Consider the following 15,656-nt stretch of genomic DNA (forward strand, 5'->3'; position numbering starts at 1 on the left):
GACAAGGGCGCATGGGTGCTTGCATTTGCAGCGCAGGCTGCCGCACGAAAACTGCGGCTACCCCAAGGTAACCGTCACGCTATGACTTGCGCCATCGTCCATCAGCCGCAACTCTGTGCGGCCCTGCTCGAGCAACACCCCATCCACGACAAGTTCGCGCACACCGCGGTTGACGCCATGCGGATTTCGAACCGCAATGTCGTATCGGGTCGCGCCATATCGGAACACGGCAGTGAAACCAGGCCACGCCTTCGGCACACACGGCCGGATCGAAAGCGCATTGCCTCGCTTCCGGATGCCGAGCACCCCTTCGATGCCGGCGCGAAACATCCATCCGGCCGAGCCCGTGTACCACGTCCATCCGCCGCGCCCGACGTGCGGCGGCACCGAATAAACGTCGGCGGCGACGACATAGGGTTCCACCTTGTAACGGTTCACTCCGCTTCGTGTTCGGCTGCGATTGACCGGATTGAGCAGCGCGAACAGGTCCGCGGCGCGATCGCCATCCCCGATTTGTGCAAAGGCAAGCACGGACCACAGGGCGGCGTGCGTGTATTGGCCGCCATTTTCACGAATCCCCGGCGGATAGCCCTTTACATAACCCGGATCGAGCGGTGTATGGTCGAACGGCGGCGTGAACAGCAAGGCCAGGCCGTCTTCACGGCGTATCAGCTTTGCGTCCAGTGCCGACATGGCGCGTTCAGCCCGCTCTGCACCCGCTGCACCTGATAACACGCTCCACGACTGGGCGATCGAATCGATCGAGCATTCGTCGTTGGCAGCCGCTCCTAAGGGGTGGCCGTCGTCGAAATAGCCGCGCCGGTACCATTCGCCATCCCATCCCGAGCTCTCGAGTGCGATCCGCAGCGCTTCAGCGCGTGCGAGCCAACGGTCCGCGCGCTCGCCGTCATCTCTCGCGCGCGCCAGCGGCGCGAAAGCCAACAGCGTGGCGTACAGAAACCATCCGAGCCAGACACTCTCGCCACGTCCCGCCTCGCCGACCCGATTCATACCGTCGTTCCAGTCACCGGTGCCGATCAGCGGCAAGCCGTGCGCGCCGAACAGCCCGAGGCTTTGCTCCAGCGCACACGCGCAATGATCGAACAGCGTGGCGGTGCTCTCCGAAACGGTCGGCACGAAGTAGGCGTCATGCTCGCCGGCCGCTAGCAGTGGACCTTCCAGAAACGGCAGGGACACATCGAGAATCGCCCCGTCGCCGGTCACTTCAACGTACTGCGCCACGGCGTAGGCAAGCCATGCCCGGTCGTCTGAAATGCGCGTGCGCACGCCCTCGCCTCCTTTTGGCAGCCACCAGTGCTGGACGTCGCCTTCGGGGAACTGGCGGGCGGCCGCCCGCAGCAGGTGTTCGCGCGTCAGCGCCGGGTGCGCCACGGCAAGCGCCATGGCGTCCTGCAACTGATCGCGAAAGCCGTAAGCGCCGCTCGCCTGATAGAAACCGGCTCGCGCCCACATACGGCAGACGAGCGTCTGATACAGCAGCCACCGGTTGAGCATCAGGTCCATCGCGCGGTCCGGCGTGGTGACCTGAATGGATCCGAACGTCCCTTCCCAGAACGCAGTCACGGCTCCCAGCGCCGCGTCGAGGTCGGCGTTGCGATAGCGGGAGATCAATTGCCGTGCAGCTTCGGGTTCGGCGGCTTCGCCTAGCAGGAACACAACCTCGGCCATGCCGCCGGGCTCCAGCGCGATTGCGGTTTGCAGGGCCGCGCACGGATCGAGTCCCGCCCCCACCTTCCCCGACAGCGGTGAGGATTCAAACAGGGTGGCAAGCGCCGCAGGATCGCTCAAGTTCCCGTTTCGACCGATGAATTCACGCCGGTCGGCGGTCCAGGCGGTCTGTTTCCCGGCCAGATCGGCAAAGGCCACATTGCCGCGGTAAGCCTGGTTCCAGCCGTTGCTGGCAAACATGGCTCCTGTGGCCGCATCGATCGCGCTGACGATATGAGGCGCTGCCGCGCTACGCGACGCACCCAGCACCCACTCGACGTAAGCCGTGACCGAAAGCCGTCTGGTACGGGCGGACAGGTTGCGGATCGTCAGGCGGGAAATCTTGATGGGGTCGTCGAGCGCAACGAACTGCAGCAGTTCGAGCGCCACCTCGTCAGCGGTATGGGTAAAGCGACTGTAGCCCTGGCCGTGCCGCGCGATATAGGGTGCCGCGCCTGCGGAGTTGTCGCGCACGGGGCTAGCCTGCGGTCCCCACAACGCGCCGGTGTCTTCGTCACGAACGTAAAACGCTTCTCCGGTCGGGTCGCTCACCGGATCGTTCGACCACGGCGTCAACTGCTGCTCACGGCTATTCGACGCCCAGGTGTAGCCGCTGCCTTCTGCCGAAACCTGGAAGCCGAAAACCGGATTCGCGATGACGTTGACCCATGGCATCGGCGTGCACTGGCCGGGCCCCAGCACAGTCACGTATTCGCGGCCATCGTTCGCAAAGCCCCCGAGGCCGTTGAAGAATTCAAGCTCGGCGCTGAGCGAAGCGGACTTTGCCGGTATCGCCGCGGGCAATCGCCTGATCCGCGGCGTGACGGTCGTCGGTGCGCTCGCCAGCCGTCTGAGTTGATCCAGCAAGCGGCCATTTCGCGCAGCCAGCACCGCGCGCGCGGCAACCGGAAAGAGCGCCCGCGCTTCGCTCGACATCATGTCGGTGCGCAAAACGAAGATGTTGCCGCGAGCGGCACCGCCTGCCTGCGGCCGGGACTGCCCTGGGCGCACCAACGTTTCGAGCGCGATCTGCAGATCCTGCACATACGACGACGCGCGCTCGTTCAGGATGACCAGATCGACGGCCAGACGCTTCATGCGCCAGTACTCGTGCGCTTGCACCAGTTGGCGCACCAGCGCCATGTGTTCGATGTCGTCGATCCGCACCAGCAGGATCGGCAGATCGCCCGACACGCCGTGCGCCCACAGCGGCGCGGCGCCCGCGCCACCGGATGCGTACGCTGCAGCCGAGCCGCGCGTCAACGCGGCGGAGCCCGGCCGCATCGACGGATCGCTATACAGCAGATACCCGGCCATCCGCTGGAATAGACCGGCCTCGTCGAGACTCACGCCGGTATGCCGCAACTGCACCTGCGCCTGCGTCCAGCAGAGCATCGACGCGCGCCCGAACGCAGCGCCGTCGCGATGTTTGTCCACGAGATCCAGCAGTTGCGCCCGGGAATCCGCGACAATGGTCCAGAAAGCGATGCTGGCAGTCTCCCCCGGCGCAATCCGCAGACGCCGGCGCATCGCGAATGCGGCGTCGAGTACGACGCCCGCCGAGTGGGTCATCGGCCGTTCATCCGTCAGACTCGCGGGCGAACGGACACTGCGTCCGCGGCCGATGAAGCGGGCCCGGTCCGTTTCGACTTCGATCGCCCCCAGCGCGTCCCCTTCCACTACCGAAAGATGTGCGGCCCAGATCTCGGGCTCGTCCGGCGCGCGCCGCCGACGCGTCGCAAGAATGGCGCCCAGCTCAGGCAGATACTCGGTCTCTACGAACAGCTTGCAAAACGCTGGATGCGCCTCATCGGCTGCCGGCGTCGCCAGCACGATTTCCGCGTAGGAGGTGAACTCGATAGTGCGTGGACGCGAGCCCGCATTGGCCACCGACACCCGCCGCACCTCCGCATCGTCTTCTGCGGAGACCATCACGTCGAGCGTGGTGGTCAGCATGCCATCGCGGCGAATGAACTCCGCGCGGTCTTCCGTGAAAGTCACGGCGTAACTGTCCGGCGCCACCCCCGTGGGCTGCCAGGCGGCTGACCATACGTCGCCGTTCTCGACATCGCGCAGGTACAGGTAGCTGCCCCAGTCGTCGCACGTCGCGTCCTCGCGCCAGCGCGTGATCGCCAGATCGTTCCAGCGGCTATACCCAGAACCGGCCGCCGTCAGCATCACCGCGTAGCGCCCGTTGCTCAGCAGATGAGTGGCCGGCGCAGCATCGCCGGCCGACAGCAGGCGCCGCGCGACAGCGGGTTCGATGTCGCGCATCCGGCCGGCGCTCCTGTCCTCGTCAACACGCGCATGGGCAACAGCCACCCGGCCCGGCATGCGTTCCTGCAGCAGAAGCTCGGTGGCCTGAACCGATGGCTCCGCATGAAAGAATGTGCGAATCCGCCCGCCCAGCAGTGCGTTAGCGATCGAGACGATCGACATGCCCTGATGATGTGCCATGAAGGCGCGCACGATCGCCACCTGCTGGCCTTCGGGAAGGCGGGCGCGCGTATAGTCCAGTGCCTCATAAAAGCCGAAGCGCCCTCTTGCGCCGGCGGCGCTCAGCCGCTCGAAGTTGCGCGCCGCGGCCGAAGGCGTGACCATCGCGGCGAGCGCGGTGGCATACGGGGCGATGACGGCATTGTGGCCGAGGCCGCGCTTGAGTCCGAGGTCAGGAATGCCGAAGCTCGAATATTGATAGGTAAACTCAAGATCTCGCGCGTTGTAGGCGGATTCGGAGATTCCCCACGGCAAACCGAGCGTCGCGCCGTAGCTGATCTGCCGGCGCACGGCGAGGCCGTTGGTCCGCGCGATCAGGCTGCCGGCCGGCGCGCGCATCACGAGCGAAGGCATCAGGTATTCGAACATCGAACCGGACCATGAAACCAACGCAGCGCCTCCCGCGACCGGCATGGCGACGCGGCCCAGCCGGAACCAGTGGCGCGCGGGAATATCGCCTTTGGCGATCGCGACGAAGCTCGCCAGCCTGGCTTCCGACGCCAACAGGTCATAGCTGCCCGGATCGAGCCGGCCATCCGCAACGGCATAGCCGATCGACAACAGATTGCGTACTGGATCGAGCAGAAACCTGAACTCCATCGCGTCGGCCATCTGCAGGGCCGTATCGGTCAAGGTGATCAGGCGCTCGCCCAGTGCACGTGAAACGTCGTGGTCGCACTCGGCATCACGGCGGTGACTGTGGATCGCGAGCTCAAGTGCGTCGACCCAGAACAGCGCGTCGCCGCCCTGCTCGTCCTGGCCACCGCGGATCTCATCGACGAGCGCACGCGCAATATCGGCGACCGTGGCGGCGAGTAGCGCGACGGCGGACCACGCCGACGGGTCGGCCGGCGCGACGGGTTCATCGCCGTCGAGGGCAACCGTCAGCGCGGCCACTGCCTGCTCGAACTCGCCCTGCATGCCCGACCGTGTGCGATCACCGGAGCACTGACGCACGGCGTCGCACAGCAACGCGAGGCTGTCGCGAATTCCCGCGAACGCCACTGACCGGTCCGCGTCGGGCGGCTGGCCCGCCCATGTGCGGCAAGCATTCCCCAGGGCGATCAGATGGCCGGCGAGGTTGCCGCTATCGACGGACGAGACATATTTCGGGTCCAGAGGCCGCAGGTCCTGGGTGTCGTACCAGTTGTAGAAGTGTCCGCGGTAGCGCGGCAAGCGCTGCATGGTGGCCAGTGTCGCCTCCAGGCGCGTGACGGTGTCCAGCATGCCGACCCAGCCGAACTCGCGGGCACTGACCGTCGCGAGCAGGTAGAGCCCCAGATTGGTTGGCGACGTACGATGCGCCACGACCGGACGCGGATCTTCCTGGAAATTGTCCGGCGGCAGCATCTGGTCGTCTGCCGTGACGAATGTTTCGAAATAGCGCCACGTGCGGCGCGCATGGAGCCGCAGTTGCTGCGCGTCGTCGGGAGTGACGGCGAGATCGCCGGCCGGCCGCGGCGAGAGACTCGACCAGTACGCGACGGCAGGAGACGCGAGCCACGCGAAAACGAATGGAACCGCAACCCACGCGCCATGGCTGCCATACGCCCTTGCTACTGCCGCGCTCGCGATCCCGGCGAACAGCGCAAGCACGATGCCGCCATGCATTCGGATACAGGTGCCGGCCAGCGTGAGCCGCGCGCGCGCGCCTGCCTCGGCCGCCGTGGTCCATTCGAGCAGGTGCTGGTGACTGACGAAGAGGCGGAACAGGGTCCTTCCGATCGCGTCGCCCATCGACCACGTCTGCTGCGCCAAAAATATGATCGACAAGCCGATCCGCGCGAGCGCGAGCCGCAGGTCGACCAGCCAGACGCCGAACAGGCTTCGCGCAGTCATTTTCACGTGCGCGCGTTTCCAGCGCGGCACGAGTGCGCTCAGGGTGGGGAGCAGCACCGGCAACGCGATCGTCGCGACCACGAAGCCCGTCCATACCAGCGATGCCGGCAACAGCAAGCTCCAGCCTGCCAGCAGCGCGACGAATGCCGCTGGTGCCGAGAGCGTGCGGCGCAGGTTGTCGAGCATCTTCCAGCGGCCGGTTGGCGGCAACGCGAGGCCGCGACCGCCACGAAGCCCCGTCAGCCACGGCAGCAGCTGCCAGTCGCCACGCGCCCAACGATGCTGGCGGGCTGCGGAGACGTCATAGCGGGCCGGAAATTCCTCAACCACTTCGATATCCGAGGCCAACCCGGCCCGCGCGAAAATGCCTTCGAACAGATCGTGACTGAGCATCGTGTTGTCGGGCACCCGTGCGGCCATCGCGGTCTCGAAAGCATCCACATCGTAGATACCCTTGCCCGCGTACGATCCTTCGTCGAACAGGTCCTGATAGACATCCGATACCGCTGCCATGTACGGATCAATCCCGCTCGGGCTTGACGAGACGCGCTGGAACAGCGACCCCTCCGGGCCAATTGGCAACGACGGTGTAACGCGCGGCTGCAGGATGCCGTAACCCTCGACGATGCGCTGACTGGCATGATCGAAAACAGGCCGATTGAGCGGATGCGCCATCTTGCCGATCAGCCGGCGCGCCGTGTCGCGCGGCAAGCGTGTGTCCGCATCGAGCGTAATCACATAGCGCACCTGCGGCGGTACGGCTAGCGGCCGTCCATCGATGGAGAGAAAAGATGTATCGGACGCGCCCCGCAGCAGCCGGTTCAGCTCGTGTAATTTGCCGCGCTTGCGCTCCCAACCCATCCATTGCCCCTCTTCGCCGTTCCACGAGCGCCGCCGATGCAGCAGCAGGAAGCGTTCGCCTTCTGGAGCCCCCGGATAAAGACGGTTCAGCCGCGCGATCCCTGCTGCCGCAGCCGCAAGCAGCCCTTCGTCATCATCGGCTTGCGCGGTCGTTGAATCGGTCCAATCGGACAGCAGGACATAGTAGAGCTCCCCGTCGGGGCTCGCGAGGTGATGGATTTCCAGCCGCTCGATCTGCTCCGCCAGTGCGGCAGGCGTCGTCAGCAGCGTGGGTATGGCCACCACGGTGCGCAGGCTTGCGGGGATGCCGTTGCGCAGCGCGAGACCCGGTAGCACGAGAGCGCCGACATCCCGCATGACACTGCGATTGACGACCGCCACCGCAGCGTCAATGACGGGCAGCAGCCCGGCGATGGTCAGCCATACCAACCAGCCCGGGCCAGGCACGAACCCGGCCAGCAACGCCAGCGCCCCACCCAGCATAAGCGCGGCTAGCAGAAGAATGCGGCCGACGTAGCCGCCAAGGCCGGCACGGCGCGTGAAGCGGCGCAGCCATACCGAAGGCGGCAGGCGATAGCCGATCGCCCGTTCGAGCGCGCGACGTCCACCCGCCAGCAGGTGATAGCCCGGATCAGTCTCACGGCGGGCAGCCGCGCTGCCCGCCGTGTCACCGTTCATGGCATCGCTCTTTTTGGCGGCGGCCTCTGCGGCGGCAATGGCACGCCGCGCGATGTCGAGTTCGCTTGCCGGCGAGCCACGCGCAAGCGCTTCAATGGCGCTGCGGTACAGATTGCGCGTCGAAAAATCCATCTCCGCGAATACGTGATGGGTGCGCAGCACCTCGTCTACCGGACTGGTGCGCTCGAACAGTTCGGTCCAGTCCACATCCGATATCAAACGCATGCTGGTGATCACATTGCGCACGGTCAGGCTGGCCGCGCCCTGCTGCTGGTGCACGGCGGACACGATCCGGTCCACGGTGGTGCCCTGTGCTGCGAGGCGCTCGCGCAACCACCTGACTGCGGGCGTGACCTCCGGGTCCTGGTCGTGGAGCCGCTGAATCAGCTGCACGGCAAAGGTGTCTGGCAAAGCCTCTCGTCCGTAGCGCTCGACGAGCAATGTGTCCGGCTCGGGCGTACGTCCGCCCACGCCCAGAATGCGGTCGGCCATCGAGTCGGCGTCGAGACGCGCAGTCCGTCCACGGTCGATCTGGTCCGCCAGACGACGCAGATTCTCGATGAGGACAATCCGCAGCGTGATCGCAACGGCCCATAGTTCACCGATCGTCAGCGGTTGCACCGTCTGGTATGCGTGCACGAACCGGCATAGCAGGTCGGGATCGAAGCGGCTGTCGGTATGCGCGACGAAGGCCCACGCCAGACCTAACACGCGCGGATAGCCAGCGAACGGTCCCTCGCTGAGCTTGGGCAATTGCCGGTAGTAACTGGGAGGCAGGTCATCGCGGATTTCACGAATCTGCTCTTCGACCAGATAGTAGTTGTCCAGCAGCCACTCGGCCGCCGGCGTGATCGCTTCTTCGTGTGCGACGGCAGCCACTATCGCCTGGTAGGCCAGCAACAGGTGGCGCGCGTTGTCCTTCAGTCTCACTGCCAGCGACGGTCCGGCAAACGCTCTGGAAGAGATCTTCTGTGCGCTTGCGAGGCTGCGTGCATGTTGCGCAAGTCGTTCTTCGCCGAAGAGTTCGTCGCGAACAGGTTCGACGTTGTTCCATGGCGACTGCGAAGCACGGTCCCGCAGAACTCGCGCAAAAGAAATTTTCAATTGGTTCTTCTTCCAGAGGATGGACAGCATGCGGGCGTAAGGGCCCGATGGCGCTACGGGGTAAACGGATAGGTGCGTCAACGTCGCTTTTGACAGCCACCGTTCAATGCATACGTCGTAGCGACGTACGTCCCGCCCAATATTTTTTTATCAAATGAACCAGATGTACGGCCGATGCCGTCCGGGGCGAGTGTCTACGGTATCGGCACGACAAGGGAACGGCCGCGATGCCGGCGAGGATTCGATGACCAGCGTGCGTGGTCGAAATGAGCGGTTACCGATTGGCGTAAAGCGCATCTATTTCCCGACCTGGTTCCCAACCACACCGCCGACGGCAGCTCCGCCGACCGTGCCCAAGGCGCTCCCGCCGGTCAGAACAGCGCCTGCGACGCCCCCGACCCCTGCACCGATCACGGTATCCGTGCCTCGCCGGGACATATCACCACAACCCATCATGCCAATCACGACGATCAGGATTGCCGTCTTGATGAAAAATGCGTGCATGGTTCTCATGTTGATTCTCCTGTTCGCCAATGAGGCGATCCGGCACGGCCGGCCCGATAGCGCCGCGCGAAGCAGAGCCTTATCGTGTGCCGCAGCCGGTACCATGCTATCTGAAAGGGAAATCAAAATCGGTCCGCCAGCGTACACCGGATCGACTCATGCGAAGCAGCGCAACTTTCGGGAAGACGCCTGCAGCGCGCTGCGTCAGGTCCCCGTCGATCGATATGAACAATCGCACCCGCTCGCTGATGACGCGGCGAAAATTACCTGGTCGACCCGCACCACGATCACACTGCCCCTGCGTCGCGACTGAGTCTGGTAGAAACGGTAGAGCCGACCCAGGAGGCCGGCCCAGCGCGGGGTACGGCACCGTACCGACTTCTCTCTCCATCGCGTGCACGATGTCCCCATCCGCCTTGACTTTCCCCGTTTCGATGGGCTCGAGACGATCTGAGCACAGGAATGGTCATCGTCGATTGCTTACATCAGCGGCGGCTGCCGCCGCTGAGATCGGCCAACCACCATGAATCCGATCACGCTATTTCTTTATGCGGCCTTCGCGCTGGCGGCTCTGGCCGTTGGAGAACAGGTGAGCCTTTATCTGGCTAATCGGGTCCCCGATACAGGCCGTGCGCCGCCCTGCCCCAGGAACAGCAGATACGCGCTTGCGGGACGAGATCGGAAGCAAGAGTGCCGAATGCTGCATCATCGTCGAGTCCGTGCAGATTCGGAACATCCTTATTCCGGTCGCGCTGCAGTACGCGATAACTCGGCAGGCATGGGCAGGGCGCGAAAAAACAATCGCTCGCAATTCCGTGTTCCGTAAAAGCCGGAATCGCGATGAAATGTGTTGAAGCGGCGCGGGTCCATGAACGTCATCCGGATTCGCTTTAGCTGCGCGCGATGCACATCGTCATGAAAAACCAGGGGAACGCACCGGCGCGTCAATCCTGACTCCTGGTTCGATGGCTGACCGTTTGAATCCGTCACTGTCTCTGGCGATTCTGCGCCGACCCGGTAGTGCTCGAGCCGTGCTATCGCTCCACCCTGGGTCCTGTATTGGCAATGGTGTTGTCGCGGACCATCCCGCCTGGGTTGCTGCGTCACCAACGCCACCTACCCATGCTGACGCGACGGTGCAACGCGTTTTCTGAAAACGCCAGATTGAGATTGTAATTTCAAGGAACAGAAGCCGACGGGCGGGTGGCCAGCCGGATATGTCCATCCATAACAGGAGTCAATCATGTACCGCAATCAAGTTTTCGATCATTTTCAGAAAGACAAGCCAGCGGACCTGCGCATTGCGGAACAAGCGCGGGAAGAACAGCGCAAGCAGGCCGATGCTCGCATCGATTCGGGTGCGAAGAAATGGCGATTCCCGACCACAGCCGATATGGGGGGAAAGCGTATGTGATCGTATCTTTACATATGCGACAAGAGCTGCGGGCGTACTGGCCAGCCGTTCATCGGCTGGCCAGCCGGCTCGATACTGCTTATGCGGACCTTGACGTCGGGGGGCTCTGCGCCATGACGGAGTGGCGAATGCAACGCTAGCCATGCCTCCCACTGGCCAGGAGCCGACTCAAACACCGTGCAATGCCCAACGTAGCCGCTTTCTTCAATAACAGTGCAGTCCGCCATAGCATTCTCCGTCGTCAGAGACGTCGTCCCCGGAGGGTGGAAGGTCGGAGCGTATCGTGAGCGACTCAAGCGTTCAGGTTACGCACATACTCCCGACCGCGCGCAGAGATCTGCCATCCGCCGTTCGGCACCTCTTCGATAAAGTCGCGCTGCCTGAGTTCGCTCTCGATGTCCCACTCCAACATGAGCGGCCGCTTGCCGGGAGAACGACTATCGAGTTCGCGCAGCGCTTCAATCGCCTTGGGACTGAGTTCGTCTGCCATGACTGTCTCCTTCATCGATTCCGACGCTTCGGAGGTTGCCGAAGCTCGGGGGGACACTCCATGAAACTACTTCAAATTGTATTGCTTGCGCAGTTCATTGATGATCTCCTCAGCCGCCGACATGACGATTTCCTTCGCATCTGGATCTTTGCTGTCGCCATACAGTTCATTGATGTTCCAGTTGCATCCCTCCGAGTCTTCAGCGTGCTCCTCGATGCCCGTGGGACTCCACCCGATCGTGTCTGCGTTGGCTTCGAGTGCTTTTGTCGCGATCTCAATCAGCTCATGCTCAGTCTTAAGCTCACGCGGCATGTCAGTCCCCATCGCTATATGCGCGGAACGGCCGCGCTCGGTTCAGTCCCAGTTTTCGTCACACCACTCGATGGCCCATGCCTTCGCACAGGAAATCGCGTCGTCCTCATCAACGAACGAATCGATGTCGCCCGAGTCATGCGTTTCGCTGCGCTCATCGCCCGTCGGCGCCCGCATAATTCTGGCCCGCGCGAAGTAATGACCGTCTTCAGTGCGCCGAGCCCGGCAATCGATTTGAAACGCCTTGTAGTCGAACTGCATGGAAGTCTCCCGCTGCTTCGAGGAAGCGGCATATGGGCATCAATCCCGGTTCTCGTCGATCCAGTCGATCGCCCACTGGTGCGCGAAGGCGATTGCTTCGGCATCAATGGCGAACTGGCCGCGGCTACCGGATTCGTGCGTCTCGCCTACATCCCTGCCCCCGCTGGGCAGTGAATAATCCGCGCCCGAGCGAAGAACCGTCCGAGCGAAAAGATCCGGCGTTGCATCAAGGGTCAACGCTTTGTACGCAAGTGCATAACGGTCATTTTTCCGGTCGTTCGCCAATAACCCATTCGTTCGGCGGATCTCCATTCGCCGTGTTTTGGTACATCCAGTTTCCGCAGACCGTGCAGTTCCAGTTGTTGCTGACCTTAGTCATCTTGCCAGGCGGACCGAATGCACTGGCACCTGAAGCGGCGAGGTCACCGTGAGGCGGCACGCTGGATGGCTTTCCAACCAGTCCGAGGCAAGCATCGCAAGGCTGCATATATGTCTCCAACGAGTTGTTTCGAGAAATCGCAGCATGAGCCTCTTCGAACGAAATAGACCGCTCCTGATAGTTGCGCGATCGCCTCAGGCTGCGAAGCATGGCGTCTGTACGGACTGGCTGCGGAGCTCTTCACGGACAACGCGGTGACAACGCAAGCAGTACTTTTTGCGGTGCTCGTTCTGTTGGCCATCGTTGTTCAGGTCATTGTCGCTCTTGTTTTTCTTTTGGCTCAATCGCGAATGACCGAAGCAGCAAATCGAATTGTGGCATCGATCCGATCATTTCGCCTCCCCACTCTGTGCATGATTTCGTTCACGACGCCATCCGTGGCTCGAGCAAAAAAGTTCAGCTCGCCCCAATCCCTGTACGGTAGCGTGCAGACATGCCAGTCCGGCCGGCACATACTTGATCCGTGACGCCGAATCACCTCTGCAAGGATCCTGATGTCGCGCGACCAATTCGAAAAAGACCTGACGCACCTCGAACAGGTCATTCCGTTACTTGTGCACGGAAATCCGTTCGCACTATCGTACTGGCGGCGCCGTGTTACGTCACTATTGACGCATCAGGATCTGCTTCCTGATGGAACGAGGCGCGTGACCCGACTGCTTAAGGTATTCGATGAAATCGAGCGCACGTCGATACCAGGCAAGGCCACCGCCCGGTGGTCAGCGAGATGACCCGCGGCGCTTTTACGTCTCGGTCACAGCGTCTTCAAATCCGGCAACAGGCAGTCGAATTCCCGCTTTACCACGGCGTAGCATTCGCAGACATGCCGCTCGAGACCTGGCCGGTCAAGCACCTCGATGTGGCCATGACTGTAGCGGATCAATCCGGCGTTCTGCAGCTTCAATGCGGCTTCAGTGACACCGGATCTGCGCACGCCAAGCATGTTGGCAATCAGTTCCTGTGTCATCTTCAACTCGTTCGTTGACAGGCGATCGATACTCAGCAACAGGCGTTGCACGGGGCCACCACGATCAGTCGCATCTTCAGCCCCCACCATCTGTTCAGTAGAGGTATCGTGGACTCTTTCGCGACGTTGTCATAGCCCCCGGTGCATGAACAACGAGGCGGCGCAAAGTCGCTGTCGCCGGTTGACCGACTTCCGTTGCGCCGAGACTAGTTGCCCGCGATGTCCTGCCGTCGCACAGGTATCCCTATTGAAGGCATACCATTCCGTTCTGATTGCGCGATCGCGCGGAGGGCAAAATGCATAAACCTGCGGAGCTTGCCGAAAAATTCTTTGGCGTACCCTATGAATCATTGGACGAGCGTGCGAAGAATGTTGCACGTCTCATTGCGGAACGAAAGCACATAGCAAGAAACTCCGCGAAAGAACTGGATGCAGCGACGACGCGAGGCCAGCGCGCAGCAGATGCCGTTGCAGCCTTCGGCGGGTCGTGGATATTCATCACGTGCTTTATCGTCATCATGGTTGTCTGGGTTGGCCTGAATTCGCTGATTCTGGCGCGGTACAGCGAGACTTTTGATCCCTACCCTTACATCTTGCTCAACCTGTTTCTCTCGATGCTGGCGGCCATCCAGGCACCCATTATCCTGATGGCCCAGAACCGACAGTCATACAAGGACCGGGTGTCCGCCGAACACGATTACGAAATCAATCTGAAGGCCGAACTCGAGATCATGTTGCTCCATGAAAAGATGGACGGGTTGCGCGAGCAGCAATGGACTGAATTGCTGAACATCCAGAAGGAGCAGATGGAGGTGCTGAAGAGCCTGCTCGTGTCCAGCAGGACGTCGAGCGACACGGCATCTGGGTCGCCTGCTGCGTGAAACGACGGGATCGAATTGCGAATGACGCGGCCCGACATCCATGGCGACGGCCTGCCGTTTCCTCCGACCGATCTATTTACGGAATCGCTGTACATCCGGCGGGGAAGATATACCGTGTTCATTGTTGCGATGCAACATAAGCACACTGCGTCGCCCGACCTGCAGGTCTTTAGCGAGACACTCGTCTCCGAAATCCCTTGGACGCGTGTGCCGGGTCAATTCGGGAACATTCAGTGAACACGACCCCTGTTGAACAATCCGCCGATTTCGGCCTGGACCCTTTTGCGGGAGTCAACCACGTCTTCACTCAGAAGGCCGCCGCGCTCACGCCGTACTCATTGCGCCGCCGGCGCAGTCCGATATCCGCGCCGGCCAATAGCCAAAGCGAGCACGGCTGACACGGCAAGACTCGCGGCCACCACGTAAAGTCCGGCAGCGTATCCGCCTGTGACGGATTTCAGCCAGCCAATCGCAAACGGACCGACGAACCCGCCAAGATTGCCGATCGAGTTGATCATGGCGATGCCCGCAGCCGCGCCTGCACCCGAAAGAAACGTGCTCGGCATGGCCCAAAGCGGCGCCTTCGCCGCGCTGATGCCGACGTTCACGACCACCAGAGCCAGCACCACCGCAACCGCGGTGTCGGCAAAACCCGCCCATGCGAGCCCGATACCTGCCGCAACGCACGGAATGACCACATGCCACGTACGCTCGCCGCTGCGGTCGGAATGGCGGGCCCACAGCACCATGCCGATCACGGCCAGCACGCTCGGAATCGCGTTCAACGCGCCCGTGCCGAACGCGCTAAAGCCGAACTGGCGAATAATCAGCGGCGCCCATAGGCCTAATGTGTAAAGGCCCGCCGAAGTCCCGAAGTAAATCATCGACATGACCCAGACGCGCGGATCGCGCAGTGCGGCCAGCGCGCCCGCTGCGTGACCTGCCTGCGACTCGCGCCCGAGGCGTTCGTCGCGCAAGGTTGCGATCAGCCACGCTTTCTCATCGGCGGCGAGCCACGTTGCCTTGGCGGGCGAGTCCGTGAGCGCCTTCAAAACCACCAGTCCGAGCACCACCGCCGGAATCGCTTCGATGATGAAGAGCCACTGCCAGTCCTTCAATCCGAACAAGGCAGGCATCTGCATGATGGCGCCTGAAATCGGCGAACCGATCGCGGTCGACAAAGGCGCTGCCGCCATGAATGCGGCAGCGGCAACCGCCCGCTGCCGGGCCGGGAACCACTGGCTGAGATAAAGGATGATGCCAGGGAAGAAACCGGCCTCGGCGACACCGAGCAGAAAGCGCAGCGTGTAGAACGAGTTCGGCCCGACGACGAACGCCGAGGCCGCGGAAACCAGCCCCCACGTCACCATCACGCGCGCAATCCAGAGGCGCGCACCCACCTTGTTCAGAATGAGATTCGACGGCACCTCGAACAGGAAGTAACCGAGAAAGAAGATGCCGCCACCCAGTCCGAACATGGTCGGCGAGAGGCCGAGGTCCTTGTTCATCGTCATGGCTGCAAAGCCGACATTGACGCGGTCGAGAAAGCTGACAAAGTAAAGCAGCATCACGAACGGCAAAATACGCCAGGTCAGCTTGCAAACCACACGGGCTTGCAAGTCAGCTTGCAATTCGGCTTGCAATTCGGCTTGCGATTCATAGGTCATGCCAGTCTCCGTTGA

General features: G+C 62.5%; 10 protein-coding genes and 1 pseudogene. 3 read left to right on the forward strand and 8 right to left on the reverse strand.

Features of this window, described 5'->3' with window-relative positions:
• Positions 1-57: 57 nt before the first annotated feature.
• On the reverse strand, positions 58-8,706 hold the full coding sequence (locus DLM46_RS34550; protein ID WP_244306488.1) for a glycoside hydrolase family 94 protein: 8,649 nt from the start codon (positions 8,704-8,706) through the stop codon (positions 58-60).
• A gap of 297 nt (positions 8,707-9,003) precedes the next feature.
• Positions 9,004-9,219, reverse strand: a complete 216-nt coding sequence (locus DLM46_RS34555; RefSeq protein WP_115108614.1) for a glycine zipper 2TM domain-containing protein — start codon at positions 9,217-9,219, stop codon at positions 9,004-9,006.
• On the opposite strand from DLM46_RS34555, the gene DLM46_RS34560 reads away from it, so the two are divergent.
• Complete coding sequence (locus DLM46_RS34560; protein WP_115108617.1) at positions 9,218-9,523, forward strand: hypothetical protein; 306 nt, start codon at positions 9,218-9,220, stop codon at positions 9,521-9,523. The genes DLM46_RS34555 and DLM46_RS34560 overlap by 2 nt on opposite strands.
• Before the next feature lie 930 nt (positions 9,524-10,453).
• Positions 10,454-10,624, forward strand: coding sequence for a hypothetical protein (locus DLM46_RS39725; protein WP_165848125.1), 171 nt, complete (start codon positions 10,454-10,456; stop codon positions 10,622-10,624).
• A 292-nt stretch (positions 10,625-10,916) separates the two neighbouring features.
• Here DLM46_RS39725 and DLM46_RS34565 read toward each other — a convergent pair whose 3' ends face one another.
• The 5 genes and pseudogenes from DLM46_RS34565 to DLM46_RS34595 form a co-directional block, all read right to left on the reverse strand.
• Positions 10,917-11,114, reverse strand: a complete 198-nt coding sequence (locus tag DLM46_RS34565) for a hypothetical protein (protein ID WP_133300427.1) — start codon at positions 11,112-11,114, stop codon at positions 10,917-10,919.
• Positions 11,115-11,180: 66 nt separating this feature from the next.
• The gene (locus tag DLM46_RS34570; protein ID WP_115108622.1) at positions 11,181-11,426 is read right to left on the reverse strand and encodes a C40 family peptidase; all 246 of its coding nucleotides are present in this window, start codon (positions 11,424-11,426) and stop codon (positions 11,181-11,183) included.
• Positions 11,427-11,468: 42 nt separating this feature from the next.
• Complete coding sequence (locus DLM46_RS34575; RefSeq protein ID WP_115108625.1) at positions 11,469-11,687, reverse strand: hypothetical protein; 219 nt, start codon at positions 11,685-11,687, stop codon at positions 11,469-11,471.
• A gap of 39 nt (positions 11,688-11,726) precedes the next feature.
• Positions 11,727-11,999: a hypothetical protein gene (locus tag DLM46_RS34580; RefSeq protein WP_165848126.1), complete on the reverse strand. Its 273-nt coding sequence runs from the start codon at positions 11,997-11,999 to the stop codon at positions 11,727-11,729.
• Positions 12,000-12,880: 881 nt separating this feature from the next.
• Positions 12,881-13,135, reverse strand: a pseudogene (locus DLM46_RS34595) (Crp/Fnr family transcriptional regulator); the annotation flags it as partial.
• A gap of 254 nt (positions 13,136-13,389) precedes the next feature.
• Between DLM46_RS34595 and DLM46_RS34600 the strand changes: the two are divergent.
• A complete protein-coding gene (locus DLM46_RS34600; RefSeq protein WP_115108634.1) occupies positions 13,390-13,974 on the forward strand; it encodes a DUF1003 domain-containing protein in 585 nt (194 codons plus the stop codon).
• A 335-nt stretch (positions 13,975-14,309) separates the two neighbouring features.
• Here the strand turns inward: DLM46_RS34600 and DLM46_RS34610 are convergent, their stop codons facing one another.
• Positions 14,310-15,605: an MFS transporter gene (locus DLM46_RS34610; RefSeq protein WP_115108673.1), complete on the reverse strand. Its 1,296-nt coding sequence runs from the start codon at positions 15,603-15,605 to the stop codon at positions 14,310-14,312.
• Positions 15,606-15,656: the final 51 nt, after the last annotated feature.

Origin of the sequence: Paraburkholderia lacunae (genome assembly GCF_003353175.1) — a bacterium.
In the GTDB taxonomy this organism is placed as follows: domain Bacteria; phylum Pseudomonadota; class Gammaproteobacteria; order Burkholderiales; family Burkholderiaceae; genus Paraburkholderia; species Paraburkholderia lacunae.